This is a genomic window from Sporocytophaga myxococcoides (assembly GCF_000775915.1).
In the GTDB taxonomy this organism is placed as follows: domain Bacteria; phylum Bacteroidota; class Bacteroidia; order Cytophagales; family Cytophagaceae; genus Sporocytophaga; species Sporocytophaga myxococcoides_A.
Genome location: NZ_BBLT01000005.1, coordinates 233,985 through 254,184, shown reverse-complemented (window position 1 = coordinate 254,184; position 20,200 = coordinate 233,985). Strand labels below are relative to the sequence as shown.

The window sequence follows — 20,200 nt, the reverse complement described above, 5'->3', positions numbered from 1 at the left end:
CTTCAATAAAGCCGATCCCTAGAGATAAAATATTACATAAAAAAGGGCAGAAGATTTAATCCTCTGCCCTTTTCATTTAGTCAAAACTAATAAGCCTTTGTTATTTTCACTTCCTGTCCCTGGAATTGAACAACATCCCCCTCCCTTAGTTTCTTCCTTTTCTGAGTTTCAACTGCACCGTTTACCGACACTTCTCCATCTACAATAAAAGTATTTGCTTCTCCGCCTGTGCCTGTCAAGCCTGTTATTTTTAAGAGTTTATTTAACTCTATAAATTCATAACCCTCTAATTCAAATTCAATCATATTTTTTTATTAAACAACCTCAAAGGTAATGATAATTTATTTAACTTATAAATCCCCATACTTTTACACTGAAATTAAGGTTTTAAAGCATTACCAGGTAAAGATCAATAAAACAAACACATCTAATCAACAGACACAAGAAAGTTGTCTATTACCCAAACTTATTACTTTTTATCTAAAAACTCCTCAATCAGTGGAATTGCAAAAGGTTGTCGACTCTCCTGATTAGACATGGATGTAATTTCTCCAATATAATGCCCATGTCCACCGGGTATAATTGCTAGTTGAGAATTAGGAATAAGCTTATACATCTCAACAGCATGTTCCGGTGTCATCACATCTGCGTCACCTATAATCAGTAAGGTCTTTGCCGTAATGGATTTAAGTTGCTTTTCTTGCCAATCTTTAAATTCTGCCATTCTTTTAGCACATTTATCATGCATATTCCGTAAGCCCTGAGGGTTGGCCGATACTTTTATATAGGCATCTTTATATTGCTGAGGCATATAATCAATTGTAGCTTTCTTCATGAACTCCCAGAATTCAGGAGGTGCTCCGCTTCTTTTATATAATGCTGATCCGACAATTATTTTGTCTACTAGTTGCGGATGTCGCATCGCTATTTGTAAAGTTGTCATCCCACCATTACTGAATCCCATGAAATCTGCCTTAGGTATATCTAAATTTTTCAGAAGCATAGCAACATCATCTGCATCCTGTTCAAATGTCAGATCAGCATTTCTGTCGCTTGTCCTTCCATGCGCCTGCAATTCAACTCCGATTAATTGTCTTTGCTTTGAAAGTGCCGGAATTATTCGGCCAAAAGAGGTTTGGATAGTTGAACCGCCTCCATGAATTAATACAAGTGGTTTACCTTCCCCATAAATTTCATAATACATCTTTAAACCATTTACATCAGAATAACCCGTCTTGGGAATAATGCCATCTTCTTTGATAGCCTTTGAAGAAGCATTCTGTTTCATATCTTTTTTCTTGACATTGCAACTTATTAAAATTAAAACTGTCCCTATAAAATATATAACCTGATGTTTTCTTTTCATAAGTTTATTATTTAATCTCCTCAGCCAATCTCTCCAGCATTTGTATCCAGCTCGGATAAGCTCCGGTTTTTGTAGCCAGTTTTTGAGAAACTGTTTGCCGAAGTTTAATAGTCGTTTTACCATTTTCTTCAGAAAAGGTAATGGAAACCAGTGTCTCCATCGGCCAGTCAGGATCCATTCCAGCTTTTACAGGATCAACAGTATTTCCATCTTTATCTGACACTACCATGGTAAATTCAATACGCTCAGGGAAAATAACTTCTTTATAGACACCCTTACACCAGCAGTCTCCATACTGAGGATTATTAATACAAGAGAGGTATTCCCCTCTTTTTCTTATGTCCAGTTTTTTATAAACAATAGTGCAGTTGTGGGGTGCATACCATTTAACCAGTTGCTTTGGATCGGTCCAGGCTTTAAAGACCATTTCACGCGGTGTGCTAAAAGTATAAGTCAGATATACTTCATGATCTGATGCGGCTTTATTTCTTTCTTCCACTTTTTTTCTTTTTTGTTTGTAAGTCTTGAAGGAAATTATCTAATGATTTAAACTGGTTTGTCCAGAACACTTTATATTGATCAACCCAATTTGAAACTTCGCTCAGTTTATCAAGCCTGGCTTCGCAATACCGCTCACGCCCTTGTTGCGTAATAATTACCAACCCACATTCTTCCAGAATTTTGATTTGTTGAGATATTGCTGGTCGACTTATATCAAAGTTCTCTGCAATAGTATTAAGGTTCATAGGCTGCTGTGAAAGCAGACTAATGATCTGCCTTCTGGTAGGATCAGAAATTGCCTGAAAAACATCTCTCCTGGCTGCTACAGTCATTATTATAAATTTTCTTAAACAAAAGTATATGTAAGTAAATGCTTACGCAAATTTTTTACAGATTTTTTATTAAAAAAATCTAAACCAGGATTTAAAAGATTGATAGTTACACAGAATTACCAAGAAAAAATGATACCTCTCCCGCTTTAACAATAATCAAGATTAGATTGCACCACTATATCGGCAATTCCGTCGAATCCTTTATCTCTCCCATCACGAATACACTATGGGTACTTCCTATATTCTCGATAGAAGCCAGCTTATTCATGATGAAATTTTGATATTCGGGCATATCCTTTACCATTACCTTTAACATAAAATCATATTGTCCTGAGACGTTATAACACTCTGTCACTTCTTTTAATGACACGATATCATTCACAAACTTCTTCCCTATGCCTTTTTCGTGCTGCTTTAAAGTGACATTGCAAAAGACAACCAATCCTTTATTCATTTTCTGATTGTCCAACAAAGCGACATATTTCTTAATATATCCATCACGCTCCAGACGTTTCACACGTTCATGAATAGGTGTTGGTGTGAGGTTAAGTTTATTGGCCAGTTCCTTTGTAGTAAGTGTTGCATCTTTCTGAAGTAACTTCAACAATCTGATATCCAAATCATCTAATTCTGTCATAGATAAATTTTCTTTTTAAGAACGTTTTGAGCATCAAAAACAGATTTTTATTCCACAAAATAAATAATAAAAGATATTTATTTCAATTTTATCGCAAAATTATAGAACTATAATCTATAAACATAGATTTGCATAGAATTAAAATCTACAAACAACTATGCTAACACAAAATTTAGGATACCCGAGAATTGGGGCTTTTAGAGAATTAAAAAAAGCTTCAGAGCTATATTGGTCAGGCAAAGAAAGCCTTCAGCATCTTTTAACTACAGGAAAGAAAATCAGAGAAGCCAATTGGACACTTCAAAAAAATGCGCATATTGACCTTATCCCTTCTAATGACTTTTCCTTTTACGATCAGGTATTAGATATGTCTTTCACTGTAAATGCCATCCCGGAGCGCTATCATGAAATAGCTGAAGATAGAAATAACACTGAAACTGATTTGTATTTTGCAATGGCAAGAGGCTATCAGAAAGATGGAAAAGATATCATAGCAATGGAGATGACCAAATGGTTTGATACCAACTATCATTATATAGTACCTGAGTTTCATAAAAATCAAAAGTTCAGTTTGTTTTCAAACAAGATTACCAATGAATACCAGGAAGCTAAAGTGTTGGGAATAGAGACCAAACCAGTGATCATCGGTCCTGTATCCTATTTGCTATTGGGAAAAGAGAAAGAAGACGGATTTCACAGAATAGAACTTATCAAAAACCTTCTGCCTGTTTATATAGAAATCATTGAAAAGCTTGAGAAAATGGGCGCTCAATGGATTCAGCTGGATGAGCCATTCCTGACATTGGACCTGAGTGATGAAGAAAAGAAAGCTTACCATCTAGTTTACGATCAGTTAAGGAAGAAATTCCCTTATCTGAAAATTATGGTTGCAACTTACTTTGACTGCACTGGAGATAATCTGGGACTGGCCGTGGTGCTTCCAATAGACGCCTTGCATATTGATCTGGTAAGATGTCCTTCTCAGCTTAATGACATACTGCAGACCTCCTTCATACTATCGAACACCATTCTTTCTCTTGGAGTTATTGATGGCAGAAATATCTGGATCAATGATTTCGAAAAGTCTTTATCTTTTATTCAAAAAGCAATTGATGTATTGGGTGAAGACAGAGTGATGATAGCTCCATCATGCTCTTTGCTTCATTCTCCTTGTGATTTAGACAATGAAAAAGATGAATCGGTTCTTACTGCTGAAATTAAACAATGGATGGCTTTTGCAAAACAGAAGATTGAAGAAGTTGCCAATTTAAAAAAATTAGCCTCCATTAAAGATCCTCAGAAACTTGCAATTGCACTTAAACCAAACAAGGATATTATTGAAAGCAGGAAGAACTCGCCTCTGATACATAAACCACAAGTAAAAGAAAGAGTAAGAAATATCAGCGATGTCCACAGCAGAAGGGCCAGTGCATTTAAAATAAGACAAAAGAAACAGGAAGAAGCATTAAATCTTCCCCTATTTCCTACTACAACAATCGGTTCTTTTCCTCAGACAGATGAAATTCGTCAACTCAGAGCAAAGTTGAAAAATGGAACATTATCTCAGGATGAATATGAGCAAAAAGTGAAATCAGAAATTGATCGTTCCATTCTGTGGCAGGAAGAAATAGGAATAGATGTTTTGGTGCATGGTGAATTTGAGCGTAATGATATGGTAGAGTATTTCGGCGAACAGCTGGATGGTTATGTATTCTCTCAAAACGGCTGGGTACAAAGTTATGGATCAAGATGTGTTAAACCTCCCATCATTTATGGAGATATTGAGAGAAGCAAACCTATGACTGTAAAGTGGTCTCAGTATGCCCAATCAAGAACCAATCACTATATGAAAGGAATGCTCACGGGTCCTGTTACTATCTTACAATGGTCTTTTGTCCGTGATGACCAGTCCAGGTCTGAAACCACAATGCAGATAGCACTGGCCATAAGGGATGAAGTAACTGATCTTGAAAAAGCAGGTATAAAAATCATCCAGATAGATGAACCAGCAATCAGAGAGGGGCTGCCACTACACAAAGCAGACTGGGACTATTACCTGAACTGGGCAGTGAAAGCGTTCAGAATAAGTGCGTCCGGAGTAAAAGATGAAACTCAGATCCATACTCATATGTGTTATTCTGAATTTAATGATATTATCTCTCATATTGCAAATATGGATGCTGATGTTATCACGATTGAAACGTCAAGGTCTCAGATGGAGTTGCTGGATGCTTTTGCTGACTTCAATTATCCAAATGAAATCGGGCCGGGAGTATATGATATTCACTCGCCAAGAGTGCCAAGCGTTTCAGAGATCGAGAACTTACTTGAAAAAGCTTTAGCTGTAATTCCTGCAAGAAACCTTTGGGTTAATCCTGATTGTGGGTTAAAGACTAGAAAATGGGCAGAAACAGAGCTGGCCTTAAAAAATATGATGATCGCTACAAAGAAGCTCAGACAAAGGATAAAGGAAACTTCCGGGATTGAAGCTTAAGATTTATTTCTTATAGATTTGAAAAAGCCTTATCATATTTTTAATACTGCAGAGACGCCATGCAGGCGTCTCTCTTTCCAAAGGGCAGGCCATATTAATTTACACCTCAAAAGATAAGATTTATTATCTCTTTAAAGATTCCGACGATATCATATTCAATGATAGACATTCCAGTTTGTGGCGTCTCTAACTGCTTATACTTTCTTAAACAAATAGTTTTGGTGTTTTATATGTGTCTTGAGTTGCTGTTAATCTTAATGTTTTTTCAGCAATTCACGCATATATAAACTAAGGATCATACAAACCTGTGGAGGTCTTTGTTATTATTTTTTAGAAGGTCTGGCAAAAAATATCGTGCATCAACTCAAATATTTTTCCACAGACAACAACACTTTTTATAAACAGTCGTATGTTTCGAAAAATTACAACAATATGAGAAATCGTTTTTTACTAACTTCGGCCTTTATTATTCTGTTTACAATAATAAGTCAGTTTGCAAAGGCACAGACTGTGTATGTTACAGAGAAAGGGAAAAAATATCACAAGAAGAACTGCTCCGTTGTAAGTGAAGGTAAAAAAGGACAGGAACTTGCCGAGGCCCAAAAAAATGGCTACGAGCCCTGCGCAGTTTGTAAGCCTAATGAAGCGAAGAAACAAGAAGCTACAGATCCAAAGAAAAAAAAGTAACCCTAAAATAGTCAGAGGCCGGAGCTGCAAAGTTCCGGCCTCTTTTAGTTATATCCATTCAATATTTTACTCTACAATAATTGGAGCAGACTTTCTTCCTGACTGATTGCTTACTTCAAGGACATACATACCAGCTTCTACTCCGGATAAAGAAAGTGTATTCTGAGATCCCTCAAACGCCTTTACAAGCCTGCCTGACAAATCCATAATTCTTACAGCATCACCAGACTGCAGACCTTCTACAGATATAAATTCATTCGCAGGATTTGGATAAACATTTATTTTGCCTCCCGCCAGCTTTTGCAAGGAGGTGATCACATTTTCAACTTCCAGCAGATTAGAACTTAAAGACAGACCATCACAGCTTACCCAGTGCATTTCTATCTGATAAAATAATTTTTCCGCAACAGGAGGATTGATATCTGTAAATGAATAAATACCTTCGGAAACTGCTGTAATCAACTCAAGAGCGTCTCTGGACTCGCCTCTGTATATTGCATATTCAGCAATACCTGCCCCTTCATAGGCATTCCAGTTAATAGTAATTAAACTTTCCTGCTTATCCTGAGATAACAAAACAGTTTTGTGTGCTTGTGATAATGATGTAATATGACCATCTATTCCTCTCACTGCAATACTATATGAGTAAGAAACCGATTCAGGATTTGAACTGTTATCTGTAAACATACTGAATTCATCAGCTCCAAGAAGCTCGATCTGTTTACCATCTCTGAATACTCTGATGCTGTCTATAGCAGGGTATTCTTCAGATTTCTCAAATACAATCAGATTTTTTCCAGAGGTCATATCAAAAGTTGCCATGCACATCGACGGTTGATAAACAGTAAGACTTGCCGGAGCTGAAGAAATGCTAGAACCGCAACTTGATACTAATTCACAAACATAACTCAACCCATTCAGCTCAGCAGTAACATTATTCAATATTAACTTAGATGAGTTAGCTCCATCAATAGGTTCTGGCCCTGAACCTTTGTCTGTAAGCCATACATAACTTATTCCTCCTCCAGATGCAGTGACCTGAAAAACTGCAGTTCCGTTTTCCCAAACGGAAACAGACTCAGGATCTGAAATGATAGTAGGGTTCTCATTTACAGTAAGGTTAGCTGATTCAGAATAAATTTTAGTTTCACCTCCGTCTGTAATGACACATCTGTAAAGGCTACCGTTCATTTCGGTTTCAACCGGAGGAGACAGATATGAATCTGATTCAGCTCCATTTATATCAACATAAGCAAAGCCTGTATAGACCTGCCACTGATAGGACAAATTTTCCCCTTCAGCCTGAATAGAAAAAAGTGCACCGGTACCAACACATACGGCAACATCTTCCGGCTGTTTGGTGATCAGAATTTCATTTGTTTTCAGATTATGATTTACAGCCAATTTGAATACTTCTGCTTTTGCCAATGAAGATACAAAAGTTAGAGAAGCTGAAATCAGTATAGAAAGTAATAGTTGTGTTTTCATCTAAGGAAATTAAAATAAAAGTTTTTACCAATTGCAAAAATAAGCTTAACTTTCTAATTGTCAAAGCGAATTGATTACTCCTCCTTTCGATACTAGTCAGTATGTTTATGTTCCATGATAAGATTTAGAGATTATCTCCTATCAACATATAAACAGAATGGATTAACGTTGAGAAATAAATCATAAGATTTTTTTTCTACTTAACAGACTTTCTCTAATCCTTGCTTAACTTTACTTTTTCAAAAAACAATAATCAATTGTCATTTAATCCATTATCAATAGACCTTCCTGTAAGGGAAATAATTCCTACTGTCCAGGACCACCTTCACAAATCAAATACACTAATTGTGAACGCACCTCCAGGTGCGGGAAAAAGTACCTTATTACCATTGGCAATTTTTAATGAACCCTGGCTGGAAGGTAAAAAAGTATTGATGCTTGAGCCGAGAAGACTGGCTGCCAAGACAATAGCGGAACGTATGTCTTCTCTGCTAGGCGAAGAGGTCGGACAAAGCATAGGTTACAGGATAAGGTTTGAAAACAAAGTCAGCAATAAAACCAGAATTGAAGTTCTGACCGAGGGAATTCTAACTCGCTTCATTCACAGTGATAATAGCCTGGAAGGAATAGGTCTTGTAATCTTTGATGAGTTCCATGAACGGAGCATTCATGCAGACGTTGCAATGGCTCTTTGCAGAGAAGCACAGCAAAGACTGCGTCCGGATCTTCGCATCATGGTAATGTCTGCAACCCTGGATATGCCTCAGCTTACTCAAATCCTTAAAGCCCCTGTTGCACAAAGTAAGGGTAAACAATATCCTGTAGAAATCAAATATACCGGAGAAGCTGATCAGTATCTGCTTCCGGAGATGACAGCAAAAGTAGTCATGAATGCTGTGAAAGAAAAAGATGGAGATACCCTGGTATTTCTTCCGGGAGAAGCTGATATCAAACAATGTGAAGGAATCCTGAGAAAAGAGCTAAAGGGCTTTGTCATTCATCCTTTGTATGGCATGTTGCCGCCGGGCAAGCAATATAGCGCTATTATGCCTGATAAAACTGGAAAGCGTAAAGTTGTTCTTGCCACTTCAATTGCAGAAACAAGCTTAACAATAGAAGGCGTCAAGATAGTAGTGGATTCTGGCTTTGGAAAAACATCAAAGTTCGATCCCCAATCAGGATTATCAAGACTTGCCACCCAAAGAATTTCCAAAGATTCTGCAGATCAACGTGCAGGCCGGGCAGGAAGACTTAGCCCTGGTATCTGCTACCGAATGTGGTCGGAAAACATTCAGGAAAATATGACCGAACACAGAATCCCTGAAATAATGGAAGCTGATTTATCTTCATTAGTGCTGGATATGGCTCAATGGGGAATAGTAGATCCTCATCAGCTTACCTGGCTTACTCCTCCACCAAAAGCCACTCTTGCTCAGGCTGTGGAAACTTTGCATCAGCTGAACGCTCTGGAAAATGGACGCATTACAGACCATGGAAGGAAAATTCATTCACTTCCATGCCACCCGAGAATTGCGCACATGCTTTTGATGGCAGAAGAAGAAAACAGACTTCCGCTTGCTACTGACCTTGCTGCTATACTGGAAGAACGTGATCCGTTGAAAAGAGAAGCAGGAATTGACATCAACCTGAGAATTGAAGCACTTAGAAGATATCGTAAAGATAAAGGTCAGGGAAAACAGTTGGGAAGAATAGAAAAGGTTGCAGCATCGTACAGAAAGCTTTTTGAAATAAAAGAAGATAACGGTCAGCAGGATCCTTATGAAACAGGTGTCTTGTTAGCACATTGTCATCCGGAACGTATAGCTTTTGCCAGACCTGGCAATAACGCACAGTTTCAGCTTGCCAATGGCAAATATGCATCCGCAAGTCATAAAGACGAACTGGCACACGAATCATGGCTTGCCATAGCCAACCTGGATGCAAGAGAAGGCATGGGAAAGATATTCCTTGCCTCTCCTTTGAACCCTAAGGATCTGGCTCCGTTGGTTAAAGAACAGGAAGTCATTTCTTGGGATACAGAAGATGGTACATTAAAAGCTTCCAAAGACTTAAGAATTGGCAGTATCGTACTTAAGTCCAAACCTCTTCCTCCTCCTGATGATAAATTCAGGATTAAAGCAATCTCCGATGCGCTCAAAAAAGAAGGAGACTTTTTACTTCCCTTTACAGAAGAAGTAAAAGAATGGCAGAAAAAAATACTTCAATTAAAAAAATCAGAGCCACAGAATGGATGGCCGGATGTAAGCACCTCTACCCTTTTACTTACAAATTATGAATGGCTTACACCCTATCTTACAGATATTGAACATCCTGATGATCTCTATGAGCTGGACTTGTTGGAGATTCTTCAGAAATTTCTGACCAAAGAACAAAAAGAAAGATTATCATAATGTACAAATTGGACTTCAGTTTCAGATCAGAATTCTGAAGTCCGGTTTATTTTTACAGGCTCCTTCAATTCTTTTCTATACTGAATACTCAAAGGGTTATCTCACAAAACTATCCTTAGAATTACGACCGAAAGTATAAAGAAATAAGAAGATGGTATTACAATGTATCTCCAAATTAAAGCTCCTACTATTAAAATTATCTTCTAGCGCTTTCAAAGCAAAAATTGAGTAACATAGTTAAAACCTCCCTTACAGATGACTATTCTCCTTTCTTTTGTTGGAATTTTAAAGCCAATTATCTCTATATAAAAAATCACAACAGTTTTCATCTACAAGAGTTATCTTATTATTCCAGTTTTGTTTCCCTTTTAATTAGCTATGAAAATTAAGCTGAGTATTCTATTTTGTACACTGTTTGCTTTGTGGATTCAGTTTCCTTTAAAAGCCGAAGTAGATATCAGTGAAGAAAAAGAAAGTTACTGGTCAAAATGGGGCAAGGAAAAAAAATCAAATAAATTAAGAAGCGCTTCTGATAGCACAAAAATTTATCCTCACCCCTTCCTGACTCTTCATCTTGGTGTCGCACATACAACCAATTTCGGGAATGTCAGGCTAAATTCTGAACAAGCTCAGGGCACTAAGATAAGTTTACGAAATGACTTGGATTTTCCCAAAACCACAATATCTCCAAGAGTGAATATCATTTTTAACTATGGGAACTTTTATAATCTGGCTTTTGATATGTATAGTGCCAATCGAAGAGAAACAGAGGTTATAAGCAAAGATATAAAATATGGCAATGCAGCTTTTCCTGCAGGAAGTGAAGTCAAAACCACCCTGCGATTAACTTATGCGAGTTTATGCTATTCCAAATTTTTCTTTGATAATGGAAGAGGGAGAATAGCTGCTCTTGCTGGAGTGGCTGGAATATTCTACCATTTAAATATTAAAAGCACGACAATAGCAGATTTAAGTCAAAAGAAAAGTATTTTTGTTCCTCTTCCAGCTATTGGTTTAAATGGCTCTGTTTATCTCACAAAAAATCTTTTTTTAAGAGGCTTGATAAAGTATTCAGCATGGTGGTCTAAAAATTACAACTGCAATGTCATAGAGTTTATACCATATTTTGAATACTTTATTTTCAAAAATATTGGTGTGGGAATGAGATATAATTTTGGCTATACAAGCTTTGAAAATCTTCCTGATAAAAAATTTAACGGAAGTATAGAAAACAGTTTTAATGCTATTTCAGGGATATTAGTATACAGATTCCTTAAAAAAGGTACAAAAGGTATTAATAAGCTTTAGGAATGGAAATTGTAATAGTTTGATTGATGACTGGGCAAGACATTTCAAGAATGGTTTGTTTGCCTTATTTAAATTGTTGCAGCTGATTTGACCTTTAGTACTCTGAACTCTCCTCTGTCTTTCGCTCATTAAGCGGCCCTTTACTGCATCGGATAATAGCCAGCATTATTATTGTAAAGATTAATAGGAACACGTACATTTTCCAGGTTTTCATTTTATCAGTTCATGTTCCTTTAAACAGCAAGTCTGTGTTTACATCAAGTAGTTTTAATAAAAGCAGGTTTGTCAGCATCAGTATCTGGTTTGTTCACCCCAAGGCTCCTTTTGATACCGGATTCAGGATGTTGAATCAATTTTACAATCAACTCTGCTACACTTTTGCGGGACACCTCCGTCCCTTGAAAGGGCTCCCCCTTCTGGGTAGTTTCATAATCTATTTCATCATAATCCGTTAACCAGGCTGGCCTTATGATCGTATAGTCTAATCCCGAATGTTCAATTATTTCTGCTGCTTTTCCATATGGGCCAAGATACTGGCCAATCATACTTTTATTCCATTTACCAAAAGCTCCTGGAACTTCATCATAAATACCAAGAGTAGTAATGAAGATAAGTCGTTTCACACCTGCTTCCTTCATAATTTCTACAATAACCTTGGCCATTTTATCTACTTCTCCTGCAAGGTTTGCATATACAATATCCTTTCCGGACATAGCTTCTTTTAATTTGAGATGATCAAGGACATCTCCGTCAATCACAGAAACTCGTTTAGAATCTATATTACCAAGCCTTTTTGCATTTCTCAGAAATAAAGTCAGCTCAACATCGGTTTCTTCCATTAATTGATGGATTGCATGTTTTGCTATCCTTCCACCTGCCCCTAAAATTAGTACTTTAGTCATTATTAAATCCTTTATTATGGCTATTTAAACCTTCTTCAGTTATTATTATTTTTAATTATATGAAAGACATATTAAGTCATTGGAAAGCCTGAGAATACCTGATCTATCTCTTTACACCAGATACTATCTAGTTCCCATTTGCAGGCTGACTATATTCTTTTTCCGTTACACGTTCCAACCAAAGTACAATTCCATTCTGAGTATTGGTATTAATTGCAATATGTGTGCATTCATTATCAGGCGAAGCTCCGTGCCAGTGCTCGACGTCAGGAGGAATATGAACCACTTCACCTTGTTTGATAATCCTTAAGGGCTGACCTCTCTCCTGAAAATAACCGATCCCATCTGTTACAATCAGAATCTGACCTCCAGGGTGTGCATGCCAGTTATTCCTTGCCCCTGGCTCAAATACGACATTGCTAACCTGGCAGTGTAACATTTCATCATTGGGGACTAACAATTTTACCCAGGCATTACCTGTAAAGTTTTCTGCCGGACCTTTTCCACCTTTGGGAAAAATTGGAGGTTGAATTTTAGTTATAGTCATAGCCCCTTTTCGCTTTTAATTCAGTTAAATACCAGAAAAGAGCCTATTTGTTAAAAAACTTTTCACACAAATTGATTATCAAGACATTAACCCATTAAAAAATCTCTTTTTTTTTCAGATTAAAAAAATAAAAGCCTATTATTCTTAATAGGCTTCTACGTTAATTAACGTTCTTCTTCTCTTCTTTATCCTCCTCATGAGGTTCATGTTGAGCAAGTACACTTCCGGCTAATGATTTAGCCTTCTTGCTGGAGTTTTCATCCTGGAGTACTCTGGATGCCATACTTGCCAGTTTATCACTTGATGCTTTATGTTTCATATAACAATATTGTCTCTATTATTCCTTAGCAACAAGGGAAACTATACCTTTTTGTCATAAGAATGCTTATCATTGCTATCCCACACACATTACAGCCCTTCATAAAGCAACGATGATTCTATTTGATAAGTGCAAATTTGAATCATTTCGGTTGATGATTCATTTGGCAGACATGCATGCCATAGGGGCTTCCTAAACAATGAATGAATGAATGAATGAATGAATGAATAAATAAATAAATAAAAATTGATAAAGATACATAGATTAGTCAATATGAACCAGCTTCTTATGGTCACTAATAAGCTTCATCTTTGAATAAACCTTTACCGTATTAACTAAATAGTCAACTAGATCTTCATACTGATTATTCTTAATAATATCCTCAAGAGGAAATGAGCTCTTCTTTCCATTATGCTGTATCTTCATAACCACCCCCTTTCTGCTGGCAGAGTGTATACAAAATCCACCTAACAGAGCCGGTAAGAAAGGAACCATTAACTCCTCAATATAAATCCTTTTAATTGACTGGTCGTTAAACACACCTATCAGCCCAATGGCATAATATATGCTGAAAGCGATCAGACTTAATCCAAAAATAAAAACAAAGAGCCAGTTTCTGATTAACCTGCCCCTGCCAATCTCCAGAGAGGTGATATCTTTAAAATTTATTGTGCTGTAATTAAAATTACTTCTTAATAAATGAATTCCTGTATCAGATACACCGAACTCTCTGGTAGAGAATTTATAATGCTTCATCATAAAATGCCGAATAGATTATTTTGAGCTTCATTTAAATATAGGCAAAAAATGAGAGTAAGTAAAGTATACATCAAAGACTTCAGGATAAATACGGACCAATAAAACCAAAGTTCATATCTTATTTGAAACAGCTGGTTTGATCTTTCTTAATGGATCTATAGCTCATCAGGATACTATAAAAATCTAAAGAAGCTATTGCATACTCTGTATCATAAAGACGTCAAACGTTACGTTTCCATGATACAGAGTATAATTCAATATTTAAAGATTAATATTTATATATATAAGTACCGCTTTATTTTAAATTCCTACAATCACCAGGAGTTCTATCAATTTAATACTTTACTATTTTATACGTCATATTTTTTTCTTTCATTCTAACATGAAGGAAATATATCCCAGAAGGTTGATTACTTAAATCAAACATTAAAGGTTTTCCCGTTAACACAAGACTCTCGGTCTGAACCCTCTCACCATATGAAGTAGTAATAGATATTTCAACCTTAGTATTGATAGCTTCCTCATTGTTATAGTAAACGACTCCATTGGATGGAATCGGATATAATACGCCCTTGGAATGAATTTCATCAATTATATCATTAGGGACAATTGAAATCTCTTTGGATACCATAGATGTGCCACAGGAATTACTTGCTATTAATTTTACAATATAAGTAACTTGTTGACCGGAAAAGGTATGGATAGGATTGGCGGTCGAACTTGAGGTATTATCTCCAAAATCCCAGGAATAATAAGTACTTCCTGTTGAAGTGTTATTAAAGCTTATGGCATTATTTCCTATATGACTATAAGTAAAATCTGCCTGAGGAGAAAACTGAGTATAAACAATCCGTTCCAATGTATCATTTGTAATGTTTCCATCTAACTGAAAATTAGGAGAACTAGTCCAGATTTTAAATACATGGCTTGATTTGGTAATGTTATCAGTATTCAATGGAATAATAGTGGCACCCAAAGGACCTATTATACTTGAATTATTAGAAATTGGAGCTTGAAGTATTCCGTCAATTGACCAATTGATAATAAAGAAACCAATAGTTTCCGGACTTAAATTTTGAACTACTACACCAAGATTTCTTCCTACAAGACAGTTCGATGTATAGGAGATAGAAACAGGATTCAGATCAGGATTTTTATCAACATAAACTGTATCAGTGAATGTATTACTGGTACAGGAGCCTGTGGCTGTTAATTTCACAACATAAATACCTTTAACATCATAGGTATGTTGTGGAGCTGCTTCTGAAGATGTTTTACCATCTCCAAAATCCCATTCATATACATTGGCTCCGGTAGAATTATTAAGGAAATTTATTTTACCACCTTTACCCTCTGAAAAGTAGGTAAAGGCTGGAACAGAGTTAATAACAATATCAAATGTATGCTTATATTTCTGAGTATCGGTATACAGGTTATGGTTCACCTCTTTCAGACTTGCATCTACTTCATATGCTCCCCCATTAGGGAAATTAAATGTTCCTAACTCCACTCCCATATAATCATTCGGAAGCACAAGACCGTTCCAGGTTTTCTCCGCAGTTAAAGTATCGTTAATTACTAATTGTATGATAGCATGATTGATTGTATCATTGGAAGTATTCAATAGCTTTGCTACCAGCCTTTTCAAACCAGTACACAGATTTTTATCTGTAACGACTTCAGTTATCCTTGCTGATGCAAGATTGGTATTACCATTAGTAATTACAGGAATATACTCATCTGCACCAAAGAGCGGTCTTAAAAGATTTCTTGAATCGCCATCAATATCTTTATCAAGTTCCGGGATATATAATGCAGAACGATAGGGGTTACTGACAGAAGGATCTAAATGCAAATCTGTTTGGTTTGAAGAAGATACCGATTGAAAAGCAAATTTTGGCTCTCCAACAATTGAGTGTTGATCCATTCCCTTTGACTGCCATTTGTTAAAATCTGAGTATTCTTTTACTATTTCATAGTCTTTATTGTAGAACAAATTATAATCAGATTCAACATCTTCTTTTCCAATCCACTCATAACAATATCCCGGGTTATAGTTAACAAAAATATTGTTTAGAAATTTTACTTCCTTTCCGTATGCAAATACGCAGGAGGTTTGGGTATTGGTAGCGTATGACTCCAGCTTATTATTGAAGACTGTATTATGAATATAACTTATATAGGATGACTGAACACTATAAATTCCTATATAAAAATCAGTTAAATGTTTATTGGGGGGATTTAACAAAAGGAAATTATTTGCTACTAAAATCGGTTTTGATTGTGTTCCGTTACAGCCTATGATATATAGCCCGTATGAAGGCGTTCCATTTAAATCTTTAATGAATCTGAATTGGTTGTTCTTAATTTGTATATCTCCTTTGCATCTATCTAACATCACTCCATGTCTAAAATAATAAGTGGGAGAGAATAGGTTACCCGTTTCAAAGATGTTATTCTCAATCAATAAATTCTCATTATATATTGCATGGACTCCATAATTATCAATTCCCTTAAAAAAATTATCCCTGATAACACACCCACGAATATATACATTTTCATTGGCTACTAAATCAATGCCTTTTGAGGTAATATAATTACCCTCCACAAGAAGAGCTTTAATCATTCCTGACATAGCAGCTATCCCATTACTGATTCTGTTGTTTCTGAAACTAACATGATCAGATCCAGATTGAATATTTATAGTATATGGTAGATTCGGATCATAATCATTGATGATAGATAAGTGGCTAAAAGTAATATAATCAACTCCATTACAAAGAATTGTGCCAGCCCTGGAGGTACATATAATTTTTACCTTGCTGGTATCTTGACTTTCAGATTCTATTAAAATCGTATTAAGTGCTGAGGCTCCCGGAATTTCTGGGATGGAAATCGTATATTTATTGTATTCCTTTGAATAAAGAAGTTCATCATAAATTCCATCTCTTAGCAGAATTTTAACAGGGCTACATACTCCCATCGCAGCTAATGCTTCTACCGCATCATGGATACTTTTAAAATCAGGATTATCACCACCAACAGTATATACACCGCCCATCGCTGATGCAAAGGAAGGAATTGTAATTGTATCGTTCAACGGTTCTGAATCCGAACTACTATTAACCCATGCTTTTAATTTATATGGCTTATAATATTTAAATAAGAATTCCCCTAACACAACTTGTTTTGACTCACCAGGAGCAATATTTTCTTTTCCGGCAAATGGTTTTTGCAATTCATCATCAACCTCCCACTGGATAGTATAGCTATACAAAGTATCACTACTCATATTCTTTAATTCTGCCACCACCCTGGGATGATCATTACAGTTTTGTTTTCCCTTGTTTAAAGAAATGATAGCAACATCTTTATGAACGGAATTAGCTTCATCAGCTCCTATATCAGGAGAGTTCAGCCTTGGTTCTCCATCGAGGTCCTTAATAACCTCCTTAATAAATACTCCTTTATCAATCAAAGAAGAGCTTTTGGATAAGTGAAAATCATCGGATGAAATAAAATCCTGTATATAATAGACAGAGTTGGAGTCTCTTCTTTCTTTACTGATATAAGAAGTAAGACTTGTGTAATCATTCACCAGATTTACCCCTCCACTATAAAAAGCATTATAATCGGATTCAAAACCTGAACCGAAGAAGGAAAAAGCTCGTCCTTTACCGTTATTGATCAAGATATTATTCTTAATCTCACCGAAAGAACTAGAGTACACTCTCAATGCGTAATGATTAGGCCCATCAGAATTTACCTTTATTGTGTTATGATAAATTTTCTTGCCAGGAGAATTACTTAACTCTATCCCAATCCCTGTAGTTAAATTGATATAATTATTGGTGATATAACCTATGCCACTGCAATAGTACATCGTTAAACCAGTATATGATTTAGGTAATTGAAAGATATTACTCTGAACAAAGCCTGTGTCCGTTAATCGGGAAAGATAAACAGCATCACTTGTTGTATTGGATATAAAGGTATTATTAATAATTTTTACAGAACTTGCAGTAATAATTTCAATAGCTCTTTCTGTCATATCTCTAAATGTATTTCCTTTAATCACCAAAAGCTTACCATAATCTCTGAAACCAATCACCTTGGTTCCTTTGTCAAAAATATTATTTTCGATAAATATAGAATCACAGTATTTTCCATCTGAAAATATCGTTGAGAATTTCCCTTCAAAATGATTATTGATAAACTTTATATTCTTACACTGGTATAAATTTACTATAGGAGCACTAGCATTTGTAACAAAAGTGAGAGAAGTAAATTTTACATTCTTAAATGTGACAAAGGAAACATTTTCCATTGCAACCACATAACCAATAGGATCATAAGAAGAGCTTGGCATTTCATAAACTATTGAAACATCGGGAGTACTACTTTCTGGCTCGAATACAATCGTGTTGATTTTTGAGACTCCTGCAATTTTTGTGATCTTTAATTTCTCCTTATATAATTGATTTCTGACTTTAAATATTACCGGTCCGCATACTCCCCTTAAAGTCAAATCGTTTATTGCTGCTGTAAAATTGGCATAATCAGGCTTAAGACCTCCAATCCTGTATATACCTTCCATTTTAGTATAGATATTAGTCGCAATGGTTGAATCGTCCAACACATAAGGATCTGAGACTTCATTGGGTTGCTTTATTTTAAATTGTATTTCATATACAGAATCCTTTTTAAAATTGACAGCTTCGATTTTCACAGTATCTTTTTCACCAGTCTTAAGATTGCCTGACCAGTTATAAGAGTTAAATACTTGTTTATTTTTGATGCAATCAATTGTTAGTTTAGTCAGATCAGATGAACCTTGATTTCTGATTACTAACTTTAAAGTATTCGGCCCTTGGCAAACTGAAAGTATGGGAGATATTACTTTATAGATTGAGGCGCTGTTAGGGTACAATTCAAATTCATCTGCCCCTATATCAGGAGGATTGGATCTTAGATCGCCATCAATATCTATATTAATCTGTGGGTCATATAATCCAGCATTATAAAGATCTACGTCATTAAAAATTCTTAAATTAGTTTTACTGTAAAACGAAGGATAAACAGATTTTGAATGTGCATCATGATTGGTCCCCTTTCTCCAACTATCCAGGGTAGTATGATTAAATGTCCCTCCTCTGGAAATCCCACCGGAGGAATAGAATGCATTATAATCTGATTGTGATAAAGAAGAATTTGATTCTAAGATCAGACAGTATCCATCACTTTTTATGATGTTGTTAAGTAATTTAATCTGATTGGCATTTTCAAGGTAAATCGTGATGTTACCAGAAGAAAGAGTGTTGTTAATAACTTTTATACCAGAACTGTTTCTTAGATAAAGAGCTCCAGATCCAGAATTGCCATATACTACAATGATATTATTTGCTATTAATGCATTATCTGAACCTATACAGTTAAATAATTTAAATCCACTCCCACGAATTTCATTATACCCCAAATTTTTAATTTCATTTCCTGTAATATTTATTTTGCCTTTGCAATTCGAAAGCGATATGCAGCTATAACCGGTTGACTGACTTGAATTCTTCCAGATATTTCCCTTTATCTCAGGAGAATCCTGGTAACTCATATAAATTCCCGCTGTTCCCTGACCCTCAAATGTATTCTTTTCTATAACATTAGAGGATTCAAAGCCTGTTTCTCCATATAAAAATATCCCATAAGATCCTTTTGTAAATGTATTTCCGGAAAATGTATTAGCTGTATCCAGGGAGACATCTGAATAAACCAAAGATGACCTTTCATTCGAATTGACGAGCTCATTACTTATCTGGTTATTAGAGAACTTGTTATTGCTACTGTTGTTACCAAGTAGGATAACTTGTGAATATAGCTGACTGCCTGTTCTATTGATCGTTAATTTATTCAGCGTGTAAAAACTACCTTCATTAAAGGCTAAAACGTAATTGTTTACATCCGAAGAGGAAGAAGGGTACTCAAGTATAACATCATATACCAATCCTGTCAAAGAGGTAAAGGTTATCCTCTTATCTATTCCAGCACCATTGATCTTAGGAAAAATAACTTGTTCCCGATATATTCCAGGCGCAATCCTGAATGTAACATTACCACAAATACCTCTGGCGGTTAAACTATCTAAAGCTTCACCTATTGATTTGTATTTATCAGCATTTTTATCAATAACATATGTTCCCGATAAACACTGAGATTTGACATTAGAGATAATAAAAAATAATAGAAATAAAGATAAAAGTAACTTAAATACGATACGCATTGCTTATCAAAATATTATATTAAAAAGAACATTATTTCAAAATAGATAACTTTCCTTTACAATTTTACGAAATCTTACACTGTTTGTTAAAAAAAAGTATCCATATTTATCAACAAGCATATCAGATACCATTGAAAATAAAGAACATTAAAAACAAATATACCCTAAACACCTG

The 20,200-nt window shown here is 35.6% G+C and carries 15 protein-coding genes; 4 read left to right on the top strand and 11 right to left on the bottom strand.

Annotation, left to right across the window (positions count from 1 at the left end; translation table 11 throughout):
- Nucleotides 1-86 precede the first annotated feature (86 nt).
- From MYP_RS13675 to MYP_RS13655, 5 genes are all read right to left on the bottom strand, one after another.
- Nucleotides 87-305, bottom strand: a complete 219-nt coding sequence (locus MYP_RS13675) for an RNA-binding S4 domain-containing protein (RefSeq protein WP_045464369.1) — start codon at nt 303-305, stop codon at nt 87-89.
- Between the two features lie 164 nt (nt 306-469).
- Nucleotides 470-1,366 (bottom strand): alpha/beta fold hydrolase, encoded by an 897-nt coding sequence (locus tag MYP_RS13670; protein WP_231570048.1) that lies wholly within the window; start codon nt 1,364-1,366, stop codon nt 470-472.
- A gap of 7 nt (nt 1,367-1,373) precedes the next feature.
- On the bottom strand, nt 1,374-1,865 hold the full coding sequence (locus tag MYP_RS13665; RefSeq protein ID WP_045464367.1) for an SRPBCC family protein: 492 nt from the start codon (nt 1,863-1,865) through the stop codon (nt 1,374-1,376).
- Entirely contained in the window at nt 1,849-2,199 is a 351-nt protein-coding gene (locus MYP_RS13660) for an ArsR/SmtB family transcription factor (protein ID WP_045464365.1), read from the bottom strand. Before MYP_RS13660 ends, MYP_RS13665 begins: the two co-directional genes overlap by 17 nt.
- Nucleotides 2,200-2,374: 175 nt before the next feature.
- Nucleotides 2,375-2,836: an Lrp/AsnC family transcriptional regulator gene (locus tag MYP_RS13655; RefSeq protein WP_045464363.1), complete on the bottom strand. Its 462-nt coding sequence runs from the start codon at nt 2,834-2,836 to the stop codon at nt 2,375-2,377.
- A 157-nt stretch (nt 2,837-2,993) separates the two neighbouring features.
- Between MYP_RS13655 and metE the strand changes: the two genes are divergently transcribed.
- Both metE and MYP_RS13645 read left to right on the top strand, forming a co-directional pair.
- Complete coding sequence (gene metE, locus MYP_RS13650) at nt 2,994-5,330, top strand: 5-methyltetrahydropteroyltriglutamate--homocysteine S-methyltransferase (protein ID WP_045464361.1); 2,337 nt, start codon at nt 2,994-2,996, stop codon at nt 5,328-5,330.
- A 432-nt stretch (nt 5,331-5,762) separates the two neighbouring features.
- Entirely contained in the window at nt 5,763-6,017 is a 255-nt protein-coding gene (locus MYP_RS13645; protein ID WP_045464359.1) for a hypothetical protein, read from the top strand.
- Between the two features lie 66 nt (nt 6,018-6,083).
- On the opposite strand, the gene MYP_RS13640 is transcribed toward MYP_RS13645, so the two are convergent.
- Nucleotides 6,084-7,505 carry a T9SS type A sorting domain-containing protein gene (locus tag MYP_RS13640; RefSeq protein ID WP_045464357.1) on the bottom strand — a complete coding sequence of 474 codons (1,422 nt, stop codon included), beginning with the start codon at nt 7,503-7,505 and terminating at the stop codon, nt 6,084-6,086.
- A gap of 257 nt (nt 7,506-7,762) precedes the next feature.
- Here MYP_RS13640 and hrpB point away from each other — a divergent pair, with 257 nt between their 5' ends.
- Nucleotides 7,763-9,916, top strand: a complete 2,154-nt coding sequence (hrpB, locus tag MYP_RS13635) for an ATP-dependent helicase HrpB (RefSeq protein WP_045464697.1) — start codon at nt 7,763-7,765, stop codon at nt 9,914-9,916.
- A gap of 378 nt (nt 9,917-10,294) precedes the next feature.
- Nucleotides 10,295-11,224: a hypothetical protein gene (locus MYP_RS13630; RefSeq protein WP_045464355.1), complete on the top strand. Its 930-nt coding sequence runs from the start codon at nt 10,295-10,297 to the stop codon at nt 11,222-11,224.
- A gap of 257 nt (nt 11,225-11,481) precedes the next feature.
- Here the strand turns inward: MYP_RS13630 and MYP_RS13625 are convergent, their stop codons facing one another.
- The 5 genes from MYP_RS13625 to MYP_RS13610 form a co-directional block, all read right to left on the bottom strand.
- The gene (locus tag MYP_RS13625) at nt 11,482-12,126 is read right to left on the bottom strand and encodes an SDR family oxidoreductase (RefSeq protein WP_045464353.1); all 645 of its coding nucleotides are present in this window, start codon (nt 12,124-12,126) and stop codon (nt 11,482-11,484) included.
- A gap of 127 nt (nt 12,127-12,253) precedes the next feature.
- Nucleotides 12,254-12,673, bottom strand: coding sequence for a (R)-mandelonitrile lyase (locus MYP_RS13620; protein ID WP_045464351.1), 420 nt, complete (start codon nt 12,671-12,673; stop codon nt 12,254-12,256).
- Nucleotides 12,674-12,833: 160 nt separating this feature from the next.
- Nucleotides 12,834-12,992, bottom strand: coding sequence for a hypothetical protein (locus MYP_RS26395; RefSeq protein WP_197060083.1), 159 nt, complete (start codon nt 12,990-12,992; stop codon nt 12,834-12,836).
- A 264-nt stretch (nt 12,993-13,256) separates the two neighbouring features.
- Nucleotides 13,257-13,751, bottom strand: coding sequence for a hypothetical protein (locus MYP_RS13615; RefSeq protein ID WP_156140590.1), 495 nt, complete (start codon nt 13,749-13,751; stop codon nt 13,257-13,259).
- 334 nt (nt 13,752-14,085) lie between these two features.
- Entirely contained in the window at nt 14,086-20,025 is a 5,940-nt protein-coding gene (locus MYP_RS13610; RefSeq protein WP_045464347.1) for a right-handed parallel beta-helix repeat-containing protein, read from the bottom strand.
- Between the last annotated feature and the right edge of the window lie 175 nt (nt 20,026-20,200).